The organism is Lactiplantibacillus modestisalitolerans (genome assembly GCF_005405425.1).
Lineage (GTDB): Bacteria > Bacillota > Bacilli > Lactobacillales > Lactobacillaceae > Lactiplantibacillus > Lactiplantibacillus modestisalitolerans.
Map to the genome: position 1 here is coordinate 24,372 of NZ_BJEA01000015.1, position 21,599 is coordinate 45,970.

Consider the following 21,599-nt stretch of genomic DNA (forward strand, 5'->3'; position numbering starts at 1 on the left):
TGCTTAAGTTAGCTTGGTCTAAACCAAGCTAGCTCGGTTTGGATAAAGCGCTTGCATTTTACAGCTATTAATTACTCTTCACGATGCTTCTTACTACCAAAGCCAAAGAGGGTCAGTACACCACTAACTGCTAGGAGCAAGCTTCCGATTACCGTTTGGTGTGCATTATTAGCCTCATTAGTTTGTGGTAATCCATCAGTACCAGTCTGCATACCGGTTGCTGATGAGTCATCAGCAGTACCAGTACCAAGACCATCTGAACCTAATTGTGTTTGATTCATGCCGGTACCTACAGTCTGACCACCAATTTGGCCACTACCATTTACACCAGTTGAGCCAACTCCAAGATTCGTCAAATGATCCGCAGAACCATTGCCGTTGCCACTACCACCGTTAGCAGCCCCAAAATCAACTTCACTATCAGCGTCAGAATCACTATCAGCATCAGAATCACCATCCGGATCAAGATCCGTTTCAGCATCAATCTCATCATCAGCGTCAGTGTCTGTTTCGTAATTCAGGTCCGAATCAACATTGGCATTTGGATCTTTGTCGCTGTCGGAATCCGAGTCAGAATCAGAATCACTGTCTGTATCGGAATCGCCATCTGCGTCTGAATCACCATCCGAGTCAGAGTCACCATCCGAATCTGAGTCACTGTCGCCATCCGAATCTGAATCGCCATCAGAATCTGAGTCGCCGTCGGAGTCGGAATCGCCGTCAGAATCCGAATCACCATCCGAATCTGAGTCACCGTCAGAATCCGAGTCAGCGTCGCTGTCGGAATCTGAATCACCATCCGAATCCGAGTCAGAGTCGCTGTCGGAATCTGAATCACCATCCGAATCTGCGTCAGAGTCGCTGTCGGAATCGGAATCGCCATCCGAATCTGAGTCGCCATCCGAATCTGAGTCGCCGTCGGAGTCGGAATCGCCGTCAGAATCCGAATCACCATCCGAATCTGAGTCACCGTCAGAATCCGAGTCAGCGTCGCTGTCGGAATCGGAATCGCCGTCGGAGTCGGAATCACTGTCAGCGTCAGAGTCACCATCAGAATCGGAATCGCTGTCGGAATCGGAATCGCCGTCTGCATCCGAATCACCATCGGAATCCGAGTCACCGTCAGAATCCGAGTCAGAGTCGCTGTCGGAATCGGAATCGCCGTCAGAATCACTATCGGAATCAGAGTCGCCATCCGCGTCAGAGTCGCTGTCGGAATCTGAATCACCATCAGCATCCGAGTCACCGTCGGAATCCGAATCACCATCCGAATCTGAGTCACTGTCGGCGTCAGAGTCGCCATCAGAATCTGAGTCGCCGTCGGAGTCGGAATCACCATCAGAATCTGAGTCGCTGTCGGAATCACCATCAGAATCGGAATCGCTGTCGGAATCTGAATCACCGTCCGCATCCGAATCGCCGTCGGAGTCAGAGTCACCATCAGAATCGGAATCGCTGTCGGAGTCGGAATCGCCGTCGGAGTCAGAGTCGCTGTCGGAATCTGAATCGCCATCCGCGTCGGAGTCTGAATCACCATCCGAATCTGAGTCACTGTCGGCGTCAGAATCACCATCCGAATCTGAGTCGCCGTCAGAATCCGAATCACCATCCGAATCCGAATCGCTATCGGCATCCGAATCGCCATCCGAATCTGAGTCGCCGTCGGAGTCTGAATCACCATCCGAATCTGAGTCGCTATCGCTATCAGAATCGCCGTCGGAGTCAGAATCGCTGTCGGAATCTGAGTCGCCGTCAGAATCCGAATCGCCATCCGAATCCGAGTCAGAGTCGCTGTCGGAATCCGAGTCGCCGTCAGAATCCGAATCACCATCCGAATCCGAGTCAGAGTCGCTGTCGGAATCTGAATCACCATCCGAATCCGAGTCAGCGTCGCTGTCGGAATCTGAATCACCATCCGAATCTGCGTCAGAGTCGCTGTCGGAATCGGAATCGCCATCCGAATCTGCGTCAGAGTCGCTGTCGGAATCGGAATCGCCATCCGAATCTGAGTCGCCGTCAGAATCCGAATCGGAATCGCCATCAGCATCCGAGTCGCCGTCAGAATCCGAATCACCATCCGAATCTGAGTCGCTATCAGAATCGGAATCGCCGTCGGAGTCGGAATCACCATCAGAATCTGAGTCGCTATCGGAATCACTATCGGAATCTGAATCGCCATCAGAATCTGAGTCACTATCAGAATCACTATCGGAATCAGAGTCGCCGTCAGAATCCGAGTCACCATCAGAATCTGAGTCACCATCGGCGTCGGAATCACTATCGGCGTCGGAATCACTATCGGAGTCAGAATCGCCATCCGCGTCTGAGTCACCATCCGAATCGCTGTCGGAATCACCATCAGAATCTGAATCGCCGTCGGAGTCAGAGTCACCATCAGAATCCGAATCGCCATCAGCATCTGAGTCGCCGTCCGCATCCGAGTCACCATCAGAATCTGAATCGCTGTCGGAGTCGGAATCGCCGTCGGAGTCAGAGTCGCTGTCGGAATCCGAATCACTGTCGGAATCTGAGTCGCCGTCGGAATCCGAATCACTGTCGGAATCTGAGTCACCGTCAGAATCCGAATCGCCATCAGCATCCGAATCACCGTCAGAATCCGAATCACCATCAGAATCTGAGTCGCCGTCCGCGTCAGAGTCGCCGTCCGCATCCGAATCGCCATCCGAATCAGAGTCAGAGTCGCTGTCGGAATCGGAGTCGCCGTCGGAGTCGGAATCGCTGTCCGCATCCGAGTCGCCGTCAGAATCACTATCGGAATCAGAGTCGCCGTCCGCATCAGAGTCACCATCCGAATCGGAATCGCTGTCGGCATCTGAATCGCCATCGGAATCCGAATCACTATCCGAATCGGAGTCGCTGTCAGAATCCGAGTCGCCATCAGAGTCAGAATCGCCATCCGAATCTGAATCGCCGTCAGAGTCAGAATCGCCGTCGGAGTCAGAATCACCGTCGGAATCCGAGTCGCCGTCGGAGTCGGAATCGCCGTCAGAATCCGAGTCGCCGTCCGAATCTGAATCACCATCGGAGTCAGAGTCGCCGTCCGCATCCGAGTCACCATCAGAATCCGAATCACCATCCGAATCTGAGTCGCCGTCAGAATCCGAATCACCATCCGAATCTGAATCGCTATCGGCATCCGAATCGCTATCGGCATCCGAATCACTATCGGCATCGGAATCGCCATCGGAATCTGAGTCTCCGTCGGAGTCTGAATCACCATCAGAATCCGAATCACCATCAGAATCTGAGTCACCGTCGGAATCGGAATCGCCGTCGGAATCGGAATCGCCGTCCGCATCCGAATCGCTGTCGGAATCAGAGTCGCCATCAGAATCTGAGTCGCCGTCCGCATCCGAATCGCCATCCGAATCAGAGTCAGAGTCGCTGTCGGAATCGGAGTCGCCGTCGGAGTCGGAATCGCTGTCCGCATCAGAGTCACCATCCGAATCGGAATCGCCATCGGAGTCAGAGTCGCTGTCGGAATCTGAATCACCATCAGCATCCGAGTCACCGTCGGAATCTGAGTCAGAGTCGCCATCAGAATCGGAGTCTCCGTCGGAGTCGGAATCACCATCCGAATCTGAGTCGCTATCGCTATCAGAATCGCCGTCGGAATCTGAATCGCTGTCGGAGTCGGAATCGCTGTCGGAATCTGAATCGCCGTCCGCATCTGAGTCGCCGTCGGAGTCGGAATCACCATCGGAATCCGAGTCGCCGTCGGAGTCGGAATCGCCATCTGAATCTGAGTCACCATCGGCATCTGAATCTGAGTCGCCGTCGGAATCCGAATCGCTGTCAGAATCCGAATCGCCATCCGAATCTGAGTCGCCGTCGGAGTCGGAATCGCCATCCGAATCTGAGTCACCGTCGGAATCCGAGTCACCATCCGCGTCAGAGTCACCGTCAGAATCTGAGTCGCCGTCGGAGTCAGAGTCACTGTCGGCATCTGAATCGCCGTCAGAATCCGAATCACCATCCGAATCTGAGTCGCCGTCGGAGTCAGAGTCACCGTCAGAATCCGAATCGCTGTCGGAATCTGAATCGCCATCAGAATCTGAGTCGCCGTCGGAGTCGGAATCGCCATCCGAATCTGAGTCACCATCCGCGTCAGAGTCGCCGTCGGAATCTGAGTCACCATCCGAATCCGAGTCGCCATCCGAATCCGAGTCGCCGTCAGAATCTGAATCACCATCGGAGTCAGAGTCACCGTCAGAATCCGAATCGCCATCCGAATCTGAATCGCCGTCCGCATCCGAATCGCCGTCCGCATCCGAATCACCATCCGAATCCGAGTCGCCGTCAGAATCCGAATCACCATCGGAATCTGAGTCGCCGTCGGAATCCGAATCACTATCAGAATCCGAGTCGCTATCAGAATCCGAGTCGCCATCAGAGTCAGAATCGCCATCAGAATCTGAATCGCCGTCAGAGTCAGAATCGCCGTCGGAGTCAGAGTCACTGTCGGAATCGGAATCGCCGTCGGAATCGCTGTCGGAATCTGAGTCGCCGTCAGAATCAGAATCGCCGTCAGAATCTGAATCACCATCAGAATCCGAGTCGCCGTCAGAATCTGAATCACCATCCGAATCTGAGTCGCCATCAGCATCCGAATCGCCGTCGGAGTCAGAATCACCATCAGAATCGGAATCGCTGTCGGAATCTGAATCGCCATCAGAATCTGAGTCGCCGTCGGAGTCGGAATCGCCATCGGAATCCGAGTCGCCGTCAGAATCAGAATCGCCATCTGCGTCTGAATCACCGTCCGCATCCGAATCTGAATCACTGTCCGAATCTGAATCGCCATCAGAGTCGGAATCGCCATCAGAGTCGGAATCGCCATCGGAATCTGAATCGCCGTCTGCATCCGAATCACTGTCGGAATCACCATCCGAATCTGAATCGCCGTCGGAGTCGGAATCGCTGTCGGAATCTGAATCACCATCGGAATCCGAGTCACCGTCGGAGTCGGAATCGCCATCGGAATCCGAGTCACCATCGGAATCCGAGTCACCATCGGAATCCGAGTCGCCGTCAGAATCCGAGTCGCCATCAGAATCCGAATCACCATCCGAATCTGAATCGCCGTCGGAGTCGGAATCACCATCGGAATCCGAGTCACCATCAGAATCTGAATCGCCGTCTGCATCCGAATCACCGTCGGAGTCGGAATCACCATCTGAATCCGAGTCACCGTCAGAATCGGAGTCAGCGTCGCCGTCGGAGTCGGAATCGCCATCAGAATCCGAGTCAGCGTCGCTGTCGGAATCCGAGTCGCCATCAGAATCCGAGTCGCCGTCAGAATCAGAATCACCGTCAGCGTCAGAGTCACCATCCGAATCAGAATCGCCGTCAGAATCAGAATCACCATCGGAATCCGAGTCACCGTCAGAATCCGAGTCGCCATCAGAATCCGAGTCGCCATCCGAGTCGCCGTCAGAATCACTATCGGAATCAGAGTCGCCGTCCGCATCAGAGTCACCATCCGAATCGGAGTCACTGTCGGCGTCAGAGTCGCCATCCGCGTCTGAGTCGCCATCAGAATCTGAGTCGCCGTCGGAGTCGGAATCACCATCAGAATCTGAGTCGCTATCGCTATCAGAATCGCCGTCCGCGTCAGAATCACTGTCGGCGTCAGAGTCGCCGTCGGAGTCAGAGTCGCCATCCGAATCTGAGTCGCTGTCAGAATCACTGTCGGAATCACCATCGGAGTCAGAGTCGCCGTCCGCATCAGAGTCACCATCAGAATCCGAATCGCCATCAGCATCCGAATCGCCGTCGGAATCCGAATCACTGTCGGAATCGGAATCGCCATCGGCATCAGAGTCAGAATCCGAATCGGAATCACTATCGGAATCCGAATCGCCGTCGGAGTCGGAATCACCATCGGCATCAGAGTCGCCATCCGAATCGGAGTCGCCGTCGGAATCCGAATCACCATCAGAGTCAGAGTCACTGTCGGAGTCGGAATCGCCATCAGCATCTGAGTCGCCATCGGAATCCGAATCGCCGTCCGCATCCGAATCACCATCGGAATCTGAATCACCGTCAGAATCCGAATCACTATCCGAATCGGAGTCGCTGTCAGAATCCGAGTCGCCATCAGCATCTGAATCGCCGTCGGAGTCTGAATCACCGTCAGAGTCTGAATCACCATCCGAATCCGAGTCGCCGTCCGAATCCGAGTCGCCGTCCGAATCCGAATCGCCGTCAGAGTCAGAATCGCTATCCGCGTCTGAGTCACTGTCGGAGTCTGAATCGCCATCAGCATCTGAGTCGCCATCGGAATCCGAGTCGCCATCAGCATCTGAATCGCCATCGGAATCTGAATCGCCATCCGCGTCTGAGTCGCCGTCAGAATCTGAATCACCATCGGAGTCAGAGTCACTATCGGAATCTGAATCGCCGTCCGCGTCAGAATCGCTATCAGCATCCGAATCACCATCGGAATCCGAATCGCCGTCCGCGTCGGAATCTGAGTCACCGTCGGAGTCGGAATCACCATCAGCATCTGAGTCGCTATCAGAATCAGTATCATCCAAAATATTAGCAGCTAAGTCTGCGTAGTACCCAGCGTCGTCCGCAGCAGCGGCAGCCTTCTTCTTATGACTTTCAGCTTCCGCAGCAGCGCTCTTAGCCTTTTCCTTAGAGGCAGCAGCTGATTCTCGGTTACCTTCATTTTCATAAGAGTTAGCTTCTTCTCGGGCCTCTTGGGCAGCAGTAGCAGCCGCTTCTGCCGCCGCACTAGCATCTTTTGCCTCCTGGGCCGCAGTTGCCGCTTGAACGGCGTACGAACTAGATTGATCACTAGTATCTGTATACTGAGCTGCAACGTTTGCATACGAGTCAGCAATCGTAGCATATTCAGTGGTGATGGATGCAGCGTCATTAGCTTGCATTGCAGCAGAAGAAGCTGCTTCGGTTTCCATCATCGTTACAGTTAATGTCGCACTACCAAAGGTTGTGTTCTGTGACTTACCATTATCATCAACAATGGTTTGGACTAACTGGTAACTACCGGCCATTTCGGGTGTAACGTTTTCGATTGTTAGTACCGGATCCGTTCCAATAACATTACCATCTTGGTCGTACCAAGCATAGGTCGCATCTTCCGCAGCCGTACTACCAACTTCAGAGATCCAGGAAAGTGTATCACCAGCATTAACACTAGTGCTTTGTAATCCGTTCGAAACCACCACTTGCTTTGAAGCACTGTGAGTTGTACCGTCTGCATTAGTAATTGTTGCCGTTACCGTCACGGTACCATACCCAACAGCCGTAACCATCCCAGCTTGATCAACGATTGCAATACTTGCATCACTAGTACTCCAAGTTATATTACCGGTCGCGTTTGTCGGATCCGTCGTTGCCGTGTACGCACTCGTAACAGCTTCAGCCGAACTGTCATCCGCGGTCGCCGTTGAAGGTAAAATAATTTTATCCGCACCACTAATTTGAATATTGTTTGCTGGAATATCATCGGAGTAAACATCGACTTCCGCCGTCTTAGTCCGCCAAACAGAACCGATTCCGATAGTTGAAAAATCAGCAACCCATTGGAAAGAGAGCGTTCCGGTATAGTCTGGATCAATGTCAATCGTCAACGTACTCCCCATTGAACGCGAAAGGATACCGGTCCCAGTAGTCTTTTGATCCCAAAGGAAACGTCCTTCCGTGGCATCACCGTCTAATTTAACCCAATCACCAGCTGAAGATTTCACGTACCAAGTACCCTTTGGACCGGCTACTGGACCAATTTCAAAGGAATTCAAAACCCCAGTTGCTGATAGTGAAACCGTCCCACCAGAGGTGGTTGAAGTAAGCGCTTTCGGCTCGACGCTAATCCCACCGGTATACCGGATGAGACCTAGTAACCCTGTATTGGGCGTTTGGTTGGTCCCTTTACCCACGTTCGTGCTTAAATCAGTTGAATATTTAACCGCTTCACCCGCTACTGTGGCTGCTGCTTCCGCCATACTATTGGCTTCAGTCGCATACGAATTAGCCGCACTCGCCGCATCACTGGCCGCGTTCACGTACGAACTAGCCGCCGCGTAATCACCAGCCGTAGCCGCTGATTGAGCCATACTCATTTGCTGAGTCGTTTCGTTAGCAGCCGTGGTTGCTTTACCAGCAGTATATTGTGCGTCAGCGATCTGTTCGTTTGCCGTGTCGGCATACGACGCTCCTAACGCTGTATTTTGTTGATAACTCGCTAAGCTATTAAGCACATTCGTCGTTGCTGCCGCCGTTGAGTTAGCAGTCGTAGCCGCATCGTTTGCGGCAGTTGCTAACGAATTATAATAAGTGGCTTGTGAGGCAGCAATGGCCGTAATGGTTTCCTCGGCCGCACTCGCCGCTTCATCAGCTGCCGACGTCGCTCGTTTCAACATCGTAGCCGCATTATTAGAGGCCGCTAACGCTTTAATATAACTACCAACCTCGGCATAAGAAGCCGCCGCATCCGCATAACTTTGAGCGGCACTATTATAACTACTTGCCGTAGCTGCTGCCTGATCCGTCGCTTGACTGGAGGCCGTAACGGCTTCATCGATAAACTGGTCACCAGCTGCGGTATACGCCGCGTTAGCATCCGTTGCGTGTTGCGCTGCCAGTGATTCTTGCATCAGCGCCGCTTCGGCAGAAGTCTTGGCCCCAGCTGCATAACTCTCTGCCATGTACTTTTGTGCTGCAGAATCATCCGTAGCATCCGCTGCAGCACCAAGGGCTTCGTTTGCTAAGGAATTTGCTTGGGCCGCCGCGCTTTGCGCTAAATCAGAATTTTCAGTTGCAATGGCCGCGGCTGACTGTGCATCAGTCACATACGAACTGGCCATTTCGTAATTCGTTTTTGCTTCTTCAGTAGCCGCATTTGCTGCTGCATCTGAAGCTACCGTGGCCGCACTTTCAGCAAGCCCCAAGTAATTCTGAGCTTCAGTATACGCATCCTGGGCCTGACTAAAATTATCCTGAGCAGAAACATCCGCGTTCAAGTCCGCCGTACTACTTGCAATTGAAAGCGCATTTGAGGCCGCAGTAGTCGCATCATCCGCTAACTTAGCTTGAACAGCCGCCGAACTAGCAGCTTGCTGCCCTTGCGTCGTATAATTACCCGCTGGATCCGTGACAACTACCGTCAGAACTTCACTGGCCGCCATAAAGTCGCCAGCCGCGACTGGTGAGCTAGTTATATTGCGTTTTCCATTAGCAATCAACTGGTAATAATAGGTCCCGGCTGGGTTCATCGCTGTTAACGTCGCGTCCGTCGCGCCAGTAATATCTTGCCAAGTCGTTCCATCCGTCGAAACTTTCCATTGGTACTTCGGCGTTCCAACAACGACCGTATCCATTCCTAGCGAGTTTTTACCAGGGACCAACGTTTCGATTTCAACACTAATTTCATCACCAACATTTACGGCAGTCGTTGCTGACTTAAGGGTTAGTACCGTATCATCATGATCACTGACTGCTTGGTTTTGCGTTTCCGTATTGAACTTTTTCGCTAAAGCAGCGTTGGTTACCGCGATGGCCGCATAACTCGCCGCATCACTGGCGGCCGATTCGGCGACCCGCGCTTGCGAATTTGCTAACAGGGGGGTTGCTTCGTTAGCTGCCGCGGCTGCAGCCGAGCTTGCCAGTGAATAAGCATTCGTTGCCGCCGTGGCTGCCGTTTGGGCTTCCGTAGCGTATGAAGAAGCTTGTTGGCCAGAATAGCCACCCGCTTCAGTCGCCGCAGATGCTGCAATCGTGTTACTTTCATTAGCCGCCGTCGCACTGGCACTGGCCGCCTGTGCTCGATCAGCGATTGCCGTTGTAACTGCCACCGTCGTTTGCGTTTGAGCAGTATCATAAGCTGTATTGGCCGCTGAGTTTTCACTATTTGCCAAGGTCGTTGCACTCACCGTTGTGTGATACGCTGAATAGGCCTTATCAAAATCATCCTCTTCAGCAGCGCTAGCTACGTTGGCCGCTTGATTGGCCGCATCATCGGCAGCGCTGACCGCCGCATTAGCTGCACTTGTCGCTTGGACCGCCGCGTTACTTGCAGCCTGATAAGCTGCTGAGACGTTAGCGTTCGTCTTATCATATTGTGTTGCTAAATAAGCCTCGTTAGCCGCCTTAACCGCGCTATTTGCCAATTGTTGTGCGTTAGTTGCCGCCGAACTCGCGTTCAAGGCTTGCGTTTTAGCCATTTCAACTAAGCCTTGGGCAGCCGCAGTACTTGCCACGTTCGTATAAGAACTAGCCGTCGCCGCTGCCGCAATGGCCGCTTCAACCGCACTCGTCGCCAAATTTTGAGCGGTCGCTAATGATTGCGCATTATCAACCGCCGAACCAACGTTATCATCCATCGTGTACATGTACATGTTAGCTAAACTATTATAATGTTTAGCGACTTCTGCCTGATAAGCTGCCTGACTTGCTGCACCGTTCGCACCACTAACGGCTGCTTTGACGGCATCGGTCTGAACAGCATCCGCATACGTATTTGCAACGGTGGCAGACGACTGTGCCTCAGTCGCTGCCGAAGCAGCATTTTCTGCTGCCGTGCTGTCAGTATGTTCAGTTTCAGGATCAACTTGTTCCAAATCAGTATCTAAGCTTAACTTCGAAATATTAGCAGTCCGAACTAAGGATGTGTTAAGATATTCGTTAGTACTGAAGCTTTCGTTAACGTTATTCTGATTTTCAGGTTGCGTTTGCTGATCGTTCTCAGTTGCTAAGGTTGCGGTATCAGTTTCGGTCTCCACACTTGAACTGGTATCGCTCTTTTTGGCTACATTCGTGTCCGTCGTACTCGTTGGCACATCTGTTGACGTATCAACTTCTGATTGCGCCACGACCGTTGGCGGTGTTTCTGCTGCTGAGCTCGTTTCCGTTGCTGGTGTCAGCTCATCTTGCGCTGCAGCAACCGAACTCGTCTCCGTCGTCTGCACGTCCGTTTGTGTGTCAGTCGTGCTTGTCGGTTGCGCACCAGTTGTTGCTGGCTCATTTTCCGTACCCGCGTTTGCTGCTAACATCGCAGCTTGAGCGGCAGCGTCGGTTCCCGTCGCGTCCGCTTCTTTTTCATTTTCTGGTTCCGTTTCTTCTTCAATTGCCGTCCCGGGGTCCGCCCCGGATGACGTACTTACCAACGAGCTTTGGTTTGCTGCTTCGGCATCCTGACTACTATCGGCACGCGCAGCTAATTGTGAACCGCTAGCAAGCGTGAAGGCCGCGATAGTTGTAAAAATCCAGGCCTTCCCTTTTTTGAACATTTTGTACCGTAATTTGGGATCTCCCTTAAAAGCTCGGTTTCTAAGAAATTTCATCTATGAACCCGCCTCCATTTTATAGTTTCCCACGTTAAGCCGGACCATCAAGTTAGTCGGTTATCCAAACCATTAGAACGCTAACCAACTTAAGCCTCATTTATGGCATTAATGGGAATGTAAATCCATTTTTCAACACCGGTAAAAAAATCGCCAGAACGCATCCCCCCTTTCAAAGTTAACCTTGCTAATTTCCCCCGGCGAGTCCGAATATTAACGCTCCCAAGGATACTTACCATTTTCGTCTTTAGGCGTTTCGCGCATCATTTTACGGGTCCCTCGTTCTAATTCAGCACGCCGTTTTTTTCGATTGTGGTGCCGAATAAGTAAAACAAGCCCGCCAAGCGCAACGTACGCGCCAGTTCGAAGCATGTATTTTAGACTAAAAAAAATTGTGAATATCATTTCAACCACCCCAAACATCTAAACCTTTATTTTTAATTTAAATAAATATGTTATTAAAAATAATTATTCTTATCGTACTTGAAAGCATATACACTAGCAACTATTTCGACGCTTAATTACAAGTGCACACTTTATATTTAGTTCACCAACGCTACTTAACAATCACAACCTACGCATCGCCTTGAACGGTCGTCCGCTTAAAAGCTGCCAACTCATCAAAAAAGTTGTCCGCATTAAAAAGCGACAAAGTTTTCTTCAACTCCGTGATCAATGTAGCCACTCGCGCACGCCCGGTTGCCGTTAACCAGTACTCCAAATTGGCAGACGTTGCTGGTGATTCAGTTGCTTGCAGCCAGCCTGCGTCTTGAAACTTTTTCACTAATGGTGTTAAATCAATTGCCTGTCCGCGATAGTAACCCAATAACTCCCGTTGTGTTAGGTGGCCGCCACGAAAACTGCAAGCTAAAAAAAGGAGCTCATCCAAATTAAATCCGGTCAGCTCGTACCAGCGTGTGGTTAGCGTTGCAACCATCTTTTGTAGCTTAACAATTTCAATAAAGGCAGCTTCTGAATTATTATCACTTGGCTGGACAGCATTCATTACTAACTTCCCCCCTTCAATCCCACTGAATGGGATTATTGATCCGTGGCCATCAAGCCCAGCATCAATTTCAACGAACGATAGTTACTTGAAATCAATAATTATCCTAATATTCTATTTTATAAATAAATCGTACTAAGATAACATAATAGTTAATTACCTAATCAATGTTATGTACCTAATATTCTGATAAATTAGTTTCGCCGCTTAACCAGTACATGCGTAGAATATCAAAAAGCGCTTTCATAATCAATAATATATATACTTTTATATTTAGTAATTTATCTATCTTTATTAACCAATTTATACTTATTTTCATCATTCTTTTTCATCTTTATTACTAATACTATCATTACTAATACTATCGGATTCCCGCGCGCCTTCCCCCTAAACTACTTGCTTAAAGGTAAGTGTTGTTCATTATCCTGATTACCGCCACCGTATTTGAGAAGTAGTCTAGCCATTTTCATTTATCAAAGGATAAAATGATCATTTGAGTAAAAAGTCTATTCAAATTTCATCAACCAAAAAGAGCGTGTGCCAAAAGGCGGTTAGCTGGTGCGCGTTAACGGCGTAAAATGAATCATCCCGGGCTGGGATTGTTTGACTTGCGGGGTTAAGCGGAGCCAGCTGACTTTTGGCGCACGTTTTGGCTATTAATATGCGACGAATACGCAAAGAGGCTGCGACAAATGTCACAGCCTCCTAACGCCAACTACCTTAACGTGCAATTAGTTCACACCAAAAAGAAACGTTACTTAACAAGTATAGTGGCGCGGTTTCGGCCCGCATAATCCGGGGTCCTAATCCAACCGGAACAAAATCGGCAGTCGTCAACTGCGCCACCTCGGCTGCAGTTAAGCCCCCTTCCGGCCCAAATACCGCCAATAAGCGCTGGGGCGCGGTCATCCGTTTCAACGTTTGCACTAATTGACTACTTTCACCCTGCTTAGCGGACTCTTCCCAGGCCACAATGCCCTGATCATACGGCGTGTGCGCTAATAAAGCCGCTAAATTATCCTGATACGTGACGGTTGGAATCACCGTCCGGTGCGACTGTTCGGCCGCACCGTGGGCAATTTTTGCCAACCGTTCGAGCTTACGCGCCCGCTTGGCCGGGGCCCACTTGGCGACCGCCCACTGACTATCAAAAAAAACAAACGCAGCCGCGCCCAGTTCAGTTCCACGCTGGACGATTTGCTCGGGTTTGTCCCCCTTTGACAACCCACACGCAATCGTTACGGGGAGCGGGAGTTCAACCGCGGGCGTCGTCACGGCTACCACCTTGGCAACCGCCTGCTGCCCGTCAGTTGACACTAGCGTCGCAACTAACACTTGCTGGGCGGACGTCACGAACTCAGCCTGATCACCAGGCTGGGCTCGCATCACTTTGACCCAGTGTTTGACGTCCGGTCCACTGACGGTAAAAGTCGTACCAATCGTTGGCGCAACCGCGTGCGTCAAAAAATACCGTTGCATGTTCTACCTCACTTATCCCTGTTTCTAATCTTCATCCGTTGGTAAATAGGCGACAATCGCGTGCCAGTCACCCATTTGCGTCTGTTGCTTAATTTGAAAACCGGCCGCGGTGATGGCGGTTAACACCTTTTCAAACTGATCATCAATAATCCCAGAAGTAATAAAGTAACCACCCCGCTTCAAGTTCGCCCGGGCCTGCGGAACCAACGGAATAATGATCTCCGCTAAAATATTAGCGACAATAATATCGGCTTGCGTTTGAATGCCCTTCAATAAGTCGTTAGCCGCGACCTTCACGTCTTTGGCCACCGGGTTTAAATCCAAATTAGTCTGCGCGGAACGCACCGCCACGTCATCTAAATCGTAAGCTTCAACGTCGCCAACGCCCATCGCTTTGGCAGCAATACTCAACACGCCGGAGCCAGTTCCCACGTCTAACAGGTGCTCGCCACCATTGATAACAGTCTCTAACGCCTGAATGCACAGCTTTGTCGTCGGGTGCGTCCCGGTTCCAAAGGCCATGCCGGGATCTAAGCGCAGAACTTGTTCCCCGGGCTGAGCGGCCTGATAATCTTCCCAACTCGGCACAATCGTGATGTAGCGGGTGACCCGCACCGGATGGTAATACTTCTTCCAAGCCGTTGCCCAATTTTCATCCGATAAAGCGGCCATGCTAACTTCGTTGGGCGCTGGATCTAAGCCGTAATCCGCTAGCTTGGTGACCCGCTGCTTAATAGTCGGCAAAATTTCCGGCACAAACACCGTTTCGGGAAAGTAAGCCGAGATTTGTGCACCACTGGTCACGTGCGGAATCGTATCCAAATCGATAATTTCACCATACCGGTCCGGCTTCAAATTTAAGTAATCGAGCGCGTCGTCAATTTTGACCCCACTCGCGCCGGCCTCCATCAAGATGTTAGAAACGGCTTCGACCGCTTCATTGGAGGTGCTGACGGTTACTTCTGTCCATTTCATTTCATTAACCACCACGCTATCTTAATGATAACGCGTATCCTTTCTTCCATATTAAGACGTTGCACTAGCCCCGCCATCAATTAGATTCAATTATATAACAAACCCATTTCGTTACACAAATTAGCGCTCAGACGCAACCAGCCAGCCATGGTGCTGATGGTCAACTGTCCGGCGACTAATTTTTGAGACGTACGGGTTACCGGCCACGTAATAGCGCAGGGCAGCTTGGGTCCACGCCCCCTTATTAACAATGCCAATTCTAGACGTCGTCACAATTTGGGCTGGCTGCCGACTCGGTTGAATGTCCAATGATAGGGCGCTTTCGTTCAGGGGGTGCCCGTTTAATTCTCGCGGCAGACCTAACGCTTGCATGAGCTTTCCGGGCCCGTTTGTCAAGTTAGCCCCTGTCTGGGCACGGTTTTGTTGCATTCGTTTCAGGCCCGCGACCGGTTCAACCGCGCGGATCAAAACGCACTCGGGCGTCCCCGCAGATTGCGTGACAAGGTTCAAAAGCAGCCAAGCCCGCAACTGGTAAATATAAATCGTTCCCGCCGGCTGCCACAGCGCCCGGTTACGGGGCGTTTGGTGGTTTTGATACGCGTGCGCGCCAGCGTCTGGCGCGCCCAAATAGGCTTCCGTTTCGGTGATCAGGGCCGTTAGCTTTCCCGTCGGCGTTTGAAAGTGTAATTGGTGCCCTAACAGTGACCGGGCAATGGTTGGCGTGGGCCGGTCCGTTAAGAATGCGGTTATGGCTGAGTTGATAAAAAAGACCTCCCTTACTAAGCCTAGGATACCACCGTCCAAAGAAAAAGAACCAGCAAGTGCCGGTTCTTTGCTAACTTCTAAAAGGGAATCACCACTGCGTTGACCTGGTTCTCCAGCTGAGTGGTCTTAAACCGCGGCCCGTTTAACTGCCGAATTTGATCAAAATCGGTCGCATTCACGAAATCAGGTTGCCAAAACGTGGTTTGGTTATCCGCATAAATTGGACACCAATAGAGCTCGCGCTTAGCCAGGTCGAGCCGCACGACCGCGGCGTACGGGGGAACCCCGCGCTTCTTGAACTCCCCGTTATTATTGAAAACGCCATTACCAATACTATAGAGCACCGGGGTGCGGCCGACGTATTCAATCGGTTGGAGGCGGTGTGGGCCGTGTCCAATGATCAAGTCGGCTCCGGCTAACACTAGCCGCTCGGCGGTCTGCCGTTGGGCGGGTTTGATTTCACCATAATCCGTCCCCCAGTGCGCGTTAACGATGACCGTCGCCTCCGGATGGGCCGCCTTATAAGTTCGAATATCTTCAGCTAATAACCCATCCAAACAGTTGACACCGGCGTAGTTCGCCCGGGCATAAAAATCAAACCGGTTTTCCGCCTGTTGCCGGTACCAATAGCCGTTCAATAACGCGATTGTTTGCCCTTCAAACTGCAACTCGATGATCTTACGACTCGCCAGCCGGTCAACGCCCGCTCCCAGGGTGGCCATATTCGCTCGTTTAAACGCTGCCAGGGTCGCAGTAAGCGCTTCGGGACCGTAATCGTTCGCGTGGTTATTACCAAGGAGTGCTAAATTAAAGCCGACCGTTTGCAGTGCCTTGAGCGTTGGCGCGGCGTCCGCGTCCAAAACGAACGGTTTAAGCCCGTCTAACGGACTAGCCCCCTGAGCAAAGACCGCTTCAAAATTAAAAATATTATAGGCGCCCTCGGCAAAAAACGGCCGTAACTTTGCAAAGGAGTGGTCGTAGCCAAATTTCTGTAACCCATCCACGCGGTGCTGGCGTTGGCGCCGACGCGTGTAATCCTCTCCAAAATAGGTATCCGCTAAGATATTCAAGCGTGGTTGCGTTAGAGTTACCGTTTCAACTGGTGCTTGAGGTCTAACCGCCCCCGGTGCGGCCGTAACTAGCTCAGCCATGTAAGCATCGGCCGTGGCTGCGTGGGGACTATTAAGAAAGGCCACCGCGTGCTTGCCGCGTTGATCCCGTGTGAAATACAACCCATTTTGCTCCTGCCAGTCCGTAAACAGAACCCCACTCACCTGACCGTGCTTCGCGAGTTGGGCACGTTTTTGGTACAACCGGCCCTTAAAGACTCGTTCCTGGATACTAAGTAAACTAAACACTTCATCTGGTAGTTGGCAATACGCCGCCCCAATCTTTTCTAAATCCGCTAAGGTCGTTTTTTGCGGCAACTTTGCAGGCCGCCCCGTTACGTTCGTCGTGCTGGCCGGATTTAGGTCTAGCGCGCTTGCTAGTTGGCGCACACCGTGAAAGGCCTGTCGATTACTGCCAAACAAAAATTCAGCTAGATTCATAACAACGTCCGGCGCCGAAGCCACCATGGCTAACGTCACTAGGTCGTACACCGAATGGCGATCCCCCACCGTCAGCCCAACTTTATTGATACTCCGGTCCTTGGCTAAGTCGGTGGTAATGCTAACCGGATCCGTTAAGTTCAGTTTGCCGTAAACGACCCGTCGAAGTACCTCTAAAATCACCAGCAGACGACCGACACCGTTACGGGCAAACGCCGTTTGGTCCGGCTTAGCGGTCGTCATGGCAAAGCTGCTGGCCGTGCTCGCCTGGTAATCCAAGTGCTGACGTAACGTCTGACCAATCTGGTCAATGGTACTGGCCCGGCTGTCCGCCTTAATAAAGATTACGAGTTCCTGCTGGGGTTCGGCCGCAATCGCCCGCAAAACCTGGCGTGGGGTCGTATAGTAACCGCCAAAGGAGCCTTGATCAGCGGCTGGAATCACCCAGTCCATCTCCGGCCCGTAAAGATAGAAGTGATCAAATTGCGCCTCGTTTAGTCGCTGAACCACTTCTAAGTGGGTTTGGTACGAAAACCCCCGTAAATCCCGGACCCGCCCCTCGATAAAAATTTTACGTTGATTAGGTTTGGTGGGATACGCGACCGCAAAATCAATAAAATTTTTAATCGACAATAATTCAGCATTATGGGTATCATCAATGACCGTGATGGTCCGATTATTAGCCACAAACTGGCTCACTTTATGGGTGGTCGTTTGGGCACAAAGCTCACCAAACGCAGTCATCATAGCCGGCGTGGCCGTTCCGCCCATCAAGTCAAAGGCGGCCAAGGCGGCCACCATATCACTAATCGTGCCGTGATCCAAGCCGGTGGCGTTGACCGTTGCAATCGTCCGGCTAGCCCGCGTGACCCGCAACTGCCCGTCCGCGGTGATGGTACCGTAATAATCATTGTCCGGGGTCAGCCCGTACGTGAGCAGGTTAGTGGTAAACCGCCGGGCAAAGGCTTGCGTTTCCGCCAGGTTTTGGATTTCGCCGTTAATTAAGAAGTGCCCGTCTGGTTTTAAGTTAACGGCAATCCGGGTTTTAACGTCCGCGGTTTTACTGGCGCTCCAGCCCTTTTGCCCGGCATCTACTTGGGTCAAAACGGCTAAATCTAAAGTCAGTAAGGCCGCCACGCCACCCGTTTCGTGGTTAGCCTCCCGGTACCCCAGTGCGATACCCGCAATTTCAAACACGTTAAACGCACCCTGACCGTGATTCAGGGCCTGGATTTTAACGCTCGTTCGTGAATTATGGTTACCAACCGAACTACTCGTGGAACCAAGGTAACCGAGTAGCGCCGCGATAAACGTTTTGGTAGTACTCTTACCAACCGACCCCGTGACGGCAATGCTTTTACCCGTATAATCCGCGGCCGTGGCTACCACTAACTTTTGCAGTGCTTCGTAGGCGTTCGAGACCAACAGTTGCGGCACGGGTGAATCTGGAACCGGTCGTTCCACGATGGCCATTTTCAGGTGACGTTGCTGCGTCCGGACCGCCGCGTGGTTATCTTTAAACGTGTTGGCGTAAACACCGGTATTCCCGGTGCCCTTTTGCCAGTGGTCTAGCGACATCGCAAATAACAAATTTACCGGCCCAATTCCTTTTTGGAGTTCGCCGGTATACAACGCGAAGTGTAGAACTGGATCGGAAACGTTGGCCGGTTCAACGACCCACGTCCCACCCACGATTTCGGCAATGGTTTGCATCTTTAATGGTGTCATTCATTTTTCCCCCTCAACGCAGTCATCCGGCCATTAATGACCGCAAGCGGTTTCAACCGCACCTAGACGACCCGCTTTCTTGTTAATTAACAGTATATTCAAGTTCGTTCAGGGGGACAATTATTCACGCTTTTAATCGCTTGAAAATTGCGTAGCAAAAAAGAGCGCCTACTCTTCTTCGGACGCTCTTTTCGCTAAGTGTTTATTCAAATACTTGACCAAATCCGCTTCGTGCTTAAAAATTCGTGGGTGCTTCTGCTTATGCAAGCGCACCGCAATCTCATTGATTTTAACGCGACCTGTCCAAGTATGACTATACTTCACGACCACGCGATTATTTCGATGGTCCTTACCGAATTTCAACACGTAAACGCTATCGGGCACCATCAGCGGTCGAATATATCGCTTATCATAATCGTAATGAATCGATCGCAGAAACTGTTTCGTGCGTTTTAACATGCCGTTTATCTCTCCTTCACAACGTGAAATTGATTAAATTATAATAATTGCAATTAATTCATATCTGCAAAATATTATAACAGATTTTAAACAGTTATTGTATCAATTTACCGCCGGTCTTTCAAGAAACCGGCTTAAAGATTATAATTTGACTAAGCCGGCGCTAAATCGCACCGAATTTAGACAGTTATGGTAAACTAAATGGCGATTAATGACGCGGATACTTAGGGGGAAAAACAGTGATTTTAGTTGAAAAGATCTACCGGCGCGGGCACCAAGCGCCAACCACGGTTGACGAGATTGAAAAGTTCCAAACGAGCGACGGCTACGTTAGTCCCAACCACGTCCTAGCCCGGGCGATTGGCGCCGACCACGAGAATTGCTTTTATAAAAATCAAGATGGCAAACGTAAAAAAGTCGTTGCCAATAAGGATTCAACGGGAACTTGGCGCTTACAAACAATTGGCAATACCGATCCCGAAAATGACGGCCTCCTCCAACTACCCCGCATGGAAAATAGTTGGGGTTAGCACTGAGGGCTAGCCCGTACAATTAATTAGTTGCTAGTACCAAGCGCACGTGCCAAATACTAGCTAGTGTCCGGTTTTACGCCGTGCTCATCCTGTGCGATAATGGGGCTGGGAGGGCGACACACAAGCGGCTGGGATCAAATCACAGCCGCTTTTTTGGTTACAGCCACTATTGACGAACCGAGCACTCACATTTAAATGCCACTCTTTTTGAAAAAAAGGCGCGCAAAAAAAGGAAGCTTCCTTGTTTTAGCGAACTTACTAGTACTGGCCCCCGCGGGTCAGCAAATCCGGTTTTGAAACCAAATCCCTGAATGACCACGCGGCGTTGTCCAAGCGCCGCGTTTTTTTGCGTTAGTGAGCTTCCATCCCCGCTCAACTTGAAATTTCTAATTGCTTTTAATCGTAAAAACTAATACTCTAGTAATGAACCTAACAATCAGTGCTTAGCCAACTCGGGGGTTGGCGGTTATGAGCACTTTTTGCGGAAAAGTACACTGGAGGAATCAACGATGAAAAAACCAATGCTGGCGGGCCTCACACTCATCCTCAGTTTAACGCTGAGTGCCTGTGGTCAGTCCAACGAAACAACCAAATCAAGTTCAACAACCGACGAAGAAACGAGCGCAGTTAGCACGGCTAAGTCCACTAAGGCGAGCTCGCAGAAAACTTCAAGTTCGGCCAGCCAATCTTCGACTAGTCAGGCTAGCGCCTCCTCAGCCGCTGCGCCTAAGGTCACGAGTAGCCAAACCGAACTACTAACCAAATTAGTTTCATTAACCAATAACTCGTCCGCTGGTCCTACGGGTAATTATTACTGGCAAAACGGCTACGCTAAGTTTACCGGGGCCACCCTGCACGCTGGTCAATACCGGTTTACCGCCGATAAGCAGGGCCGCCCGGCTACGGCCAAGGCCATGTTAACGTACGGCCAATACGAGGCCTCCCGCGGCAGTCGCCAAGGAACGCCCATCACGCCAGATAGCTGGCCAGCTAAAAATCCAATCGTTGCAATTAGTTACGGCTATACCGGCCGCACCTACCACGGTTATTTATACAATAAGAGTCATTCAATCGCTGATAGCTTGCTCGGAAAAGCTTCCTACGAATCCACCAACAATTTTACGACCGGTACCCGGCCCCAAAACGTTGGTGCTGACCAAAATGGGGGGATGCGTTACGCGGAAAGCCAAGTTGAGCGCTACTGGCAAAACCACCCTAAAACGGACGCCGTCGTTACTTACCAAACAACCCCGCTCTATCACGGTGACGAAACGGTACCCCGCGGATCGGTGGTTGACTTTCAATCGTCGGACCATACGTTAGATATGGAAGTGGTCGTGGTTAATTCGGCTGAAGGATTCAAAATTAACTACGATAACGCCACGAACACTAAGACGAGTAACGGCGTTGCTGCAAGTGACGAACGTTCATCGTCCGCTTCGAGTGCGACGAGCCAAGCTGCAAGTAGTAGCCAAGCGCCTAGTCAGGCGCAAAGTAGCACGGAAACGCAAGCTGGCGACCTTCAAACGGATGGTAAGTGGACGCTCGCCCCGGCTGGTAAGGTCTTCGTCTCAGACAGCGACCGCTACTACACCCGGGTCACTAACCCGCAAAATTACGCGCTAAAAACGCAGGCCCAAGCCGAACAGGACGGCGCTACTCGGGCGAAGCGCGGCAACGGATACGCGCAACCTTAACGCTCAAAATGGGCTAACGGTACTAAGCATTTGGCTCACATATCAAGATAATTAGAAGATCCAGACCGCAGAGTAAT

The 21,599-nt window shown here is 51.3% G+C and carries 10 protein-coding genes; 2 read left to right on the forward strand and 8 right to left on the reverse strand.

Annotated features, from left to right (window positions below; all coding sequences use genetic code 11):
- Positions 1-71: 71 nt before the first annotated feature.
- From FFM79_RS09490 to FFM79_RS09525, 8 genes are all read right to left on the reverse strand, one after another.
- Complete coding sequence (locus FFM79_RS09490) at positions 72-11,330, reverse strand: KxYKxGKxW signal peptide domain-containing protein (RefSeq protein WP_307723036.1); 11,259 nt, start codon at positions 11,328-11,330, stop codon at positions 72-74.
- 213 nt (positions 11,331-11,543) lie between these two features.
- Positions 11,544-11,735: a hypothetical protein gene (locus FFM79_RS09495; RefSeq protein ID WP_225424426.1), complete on the reverse strand. Its 192-nt coding sequence runs from the start codon at positions 11,733-11,735 to the stop codon at positions 11,544-11,546.
- Positions 11,736-11,904: 169 nt separating this feature from the next.
- Positions 11,905-12,336: a hypothetical protein gene (locus FFM79_RS09500; RefSeq protein ID WP_137643242.1), complete on the reverse strand. Its 432-nt coding sequence runs from the start codon at positions 12,334-12,336 to the stop codon at positions 11,905-11,907.
- A gap of 720 nt (positions 12,337-13,056) precedes the next feature.
- Positions 13,057-13,815 carry a 16S rRNA (uracil(1498)-N(3))-methyltransferase gene (locus FFM79_RS09505; RefSeq protein ID WP_137643243.1) on the reverse strand — a complete coding sequence of 253 codons (759 nt, stop codon included), beginning with the start codon at positions 13,813-13,815 and terminating at the stop codon, positions 13,057-13,059.
- Between the two features lie 24 nt (positions 13,816-13,839).
- On the reverse strand, positions 13,840-14,790 hold the full coding sequence (gene prmA, locus FFM79_RS09510) for a 50S ribosomal protein L11 methyltransferase (RefSeq protein ID WP_137643244.1): 951 nt from the start codon (positions 14,788-14,790) through the stop codon (positions 13,840-13,842).
- Positions 14,791-14,910: 120 nt separating this feature from the next.
- The gene (locus tag FFM79_RS09515; RefSeq protein WP_137643285.1) at positions 14,911-15,552 is read right to left on the reverse strand and encodes a DNA-3-methyladenine glycosylase; all 642 of its coding nucleotides are present in this window, start codon (positions 15,550-15,552) and stop codon (positions 14,911-14,913) included.
- An 80-nt stretch (positions 15,553-15,632) separates the two neighbouring features.
- Positions 15,633-18,833, reverse strand: a complete 3,201-nt coding sequence (locus tag FFM79_RS09520) for a CapA family protein (protein ID WP_137643245.1) — start codon at positions 18,831-18,833, stop codon at positions 15,633-15,635.
- Between the two features lie 168 nt (positions 18,834-19,001).
- A complete protein-coding gene (locus FFM79_RS09525) occupies positions 19,002-19,292 on the reverse strand; it encodes a hypothetical protein (protein ID WP_137643246.1) in 291 nt (96 codons plus the stop codon).
- 239 nt (positions 19,293-19,531) lie between these two features.
- Between FFM79_RS09525 and FFM79_RS09530 the strand changes: the two genes are divergently transcribed.
- Positions 19,532-19,822: a hypothetical protein gene (locus FFM79_RS09530; protein WP_137643247.1), complete on the forward strand. Its 291-nt coding sequence runs from the start codon at positions 19,532-19,534 to the stop codon at positions 19,820-19,822.
- 512 nt (positions 19,823-20,334) lie between these two features.
- Positions 20,335-21,522 carry a DNA/RNA non-specific endonuclease gene (locus FFM79_RS09535; protein WP_137643248.1) on the forward strand — a complete coding sequence of 396 codons (1,188 nt, stop codon included), beginning with the start codon at positions 20,335-20,337 and terminating at the stop codon, positions 21,520-21,522.
- The last annotated feature ends 77 nt before the right edge of the window (positions 21,523-21,599 follow it).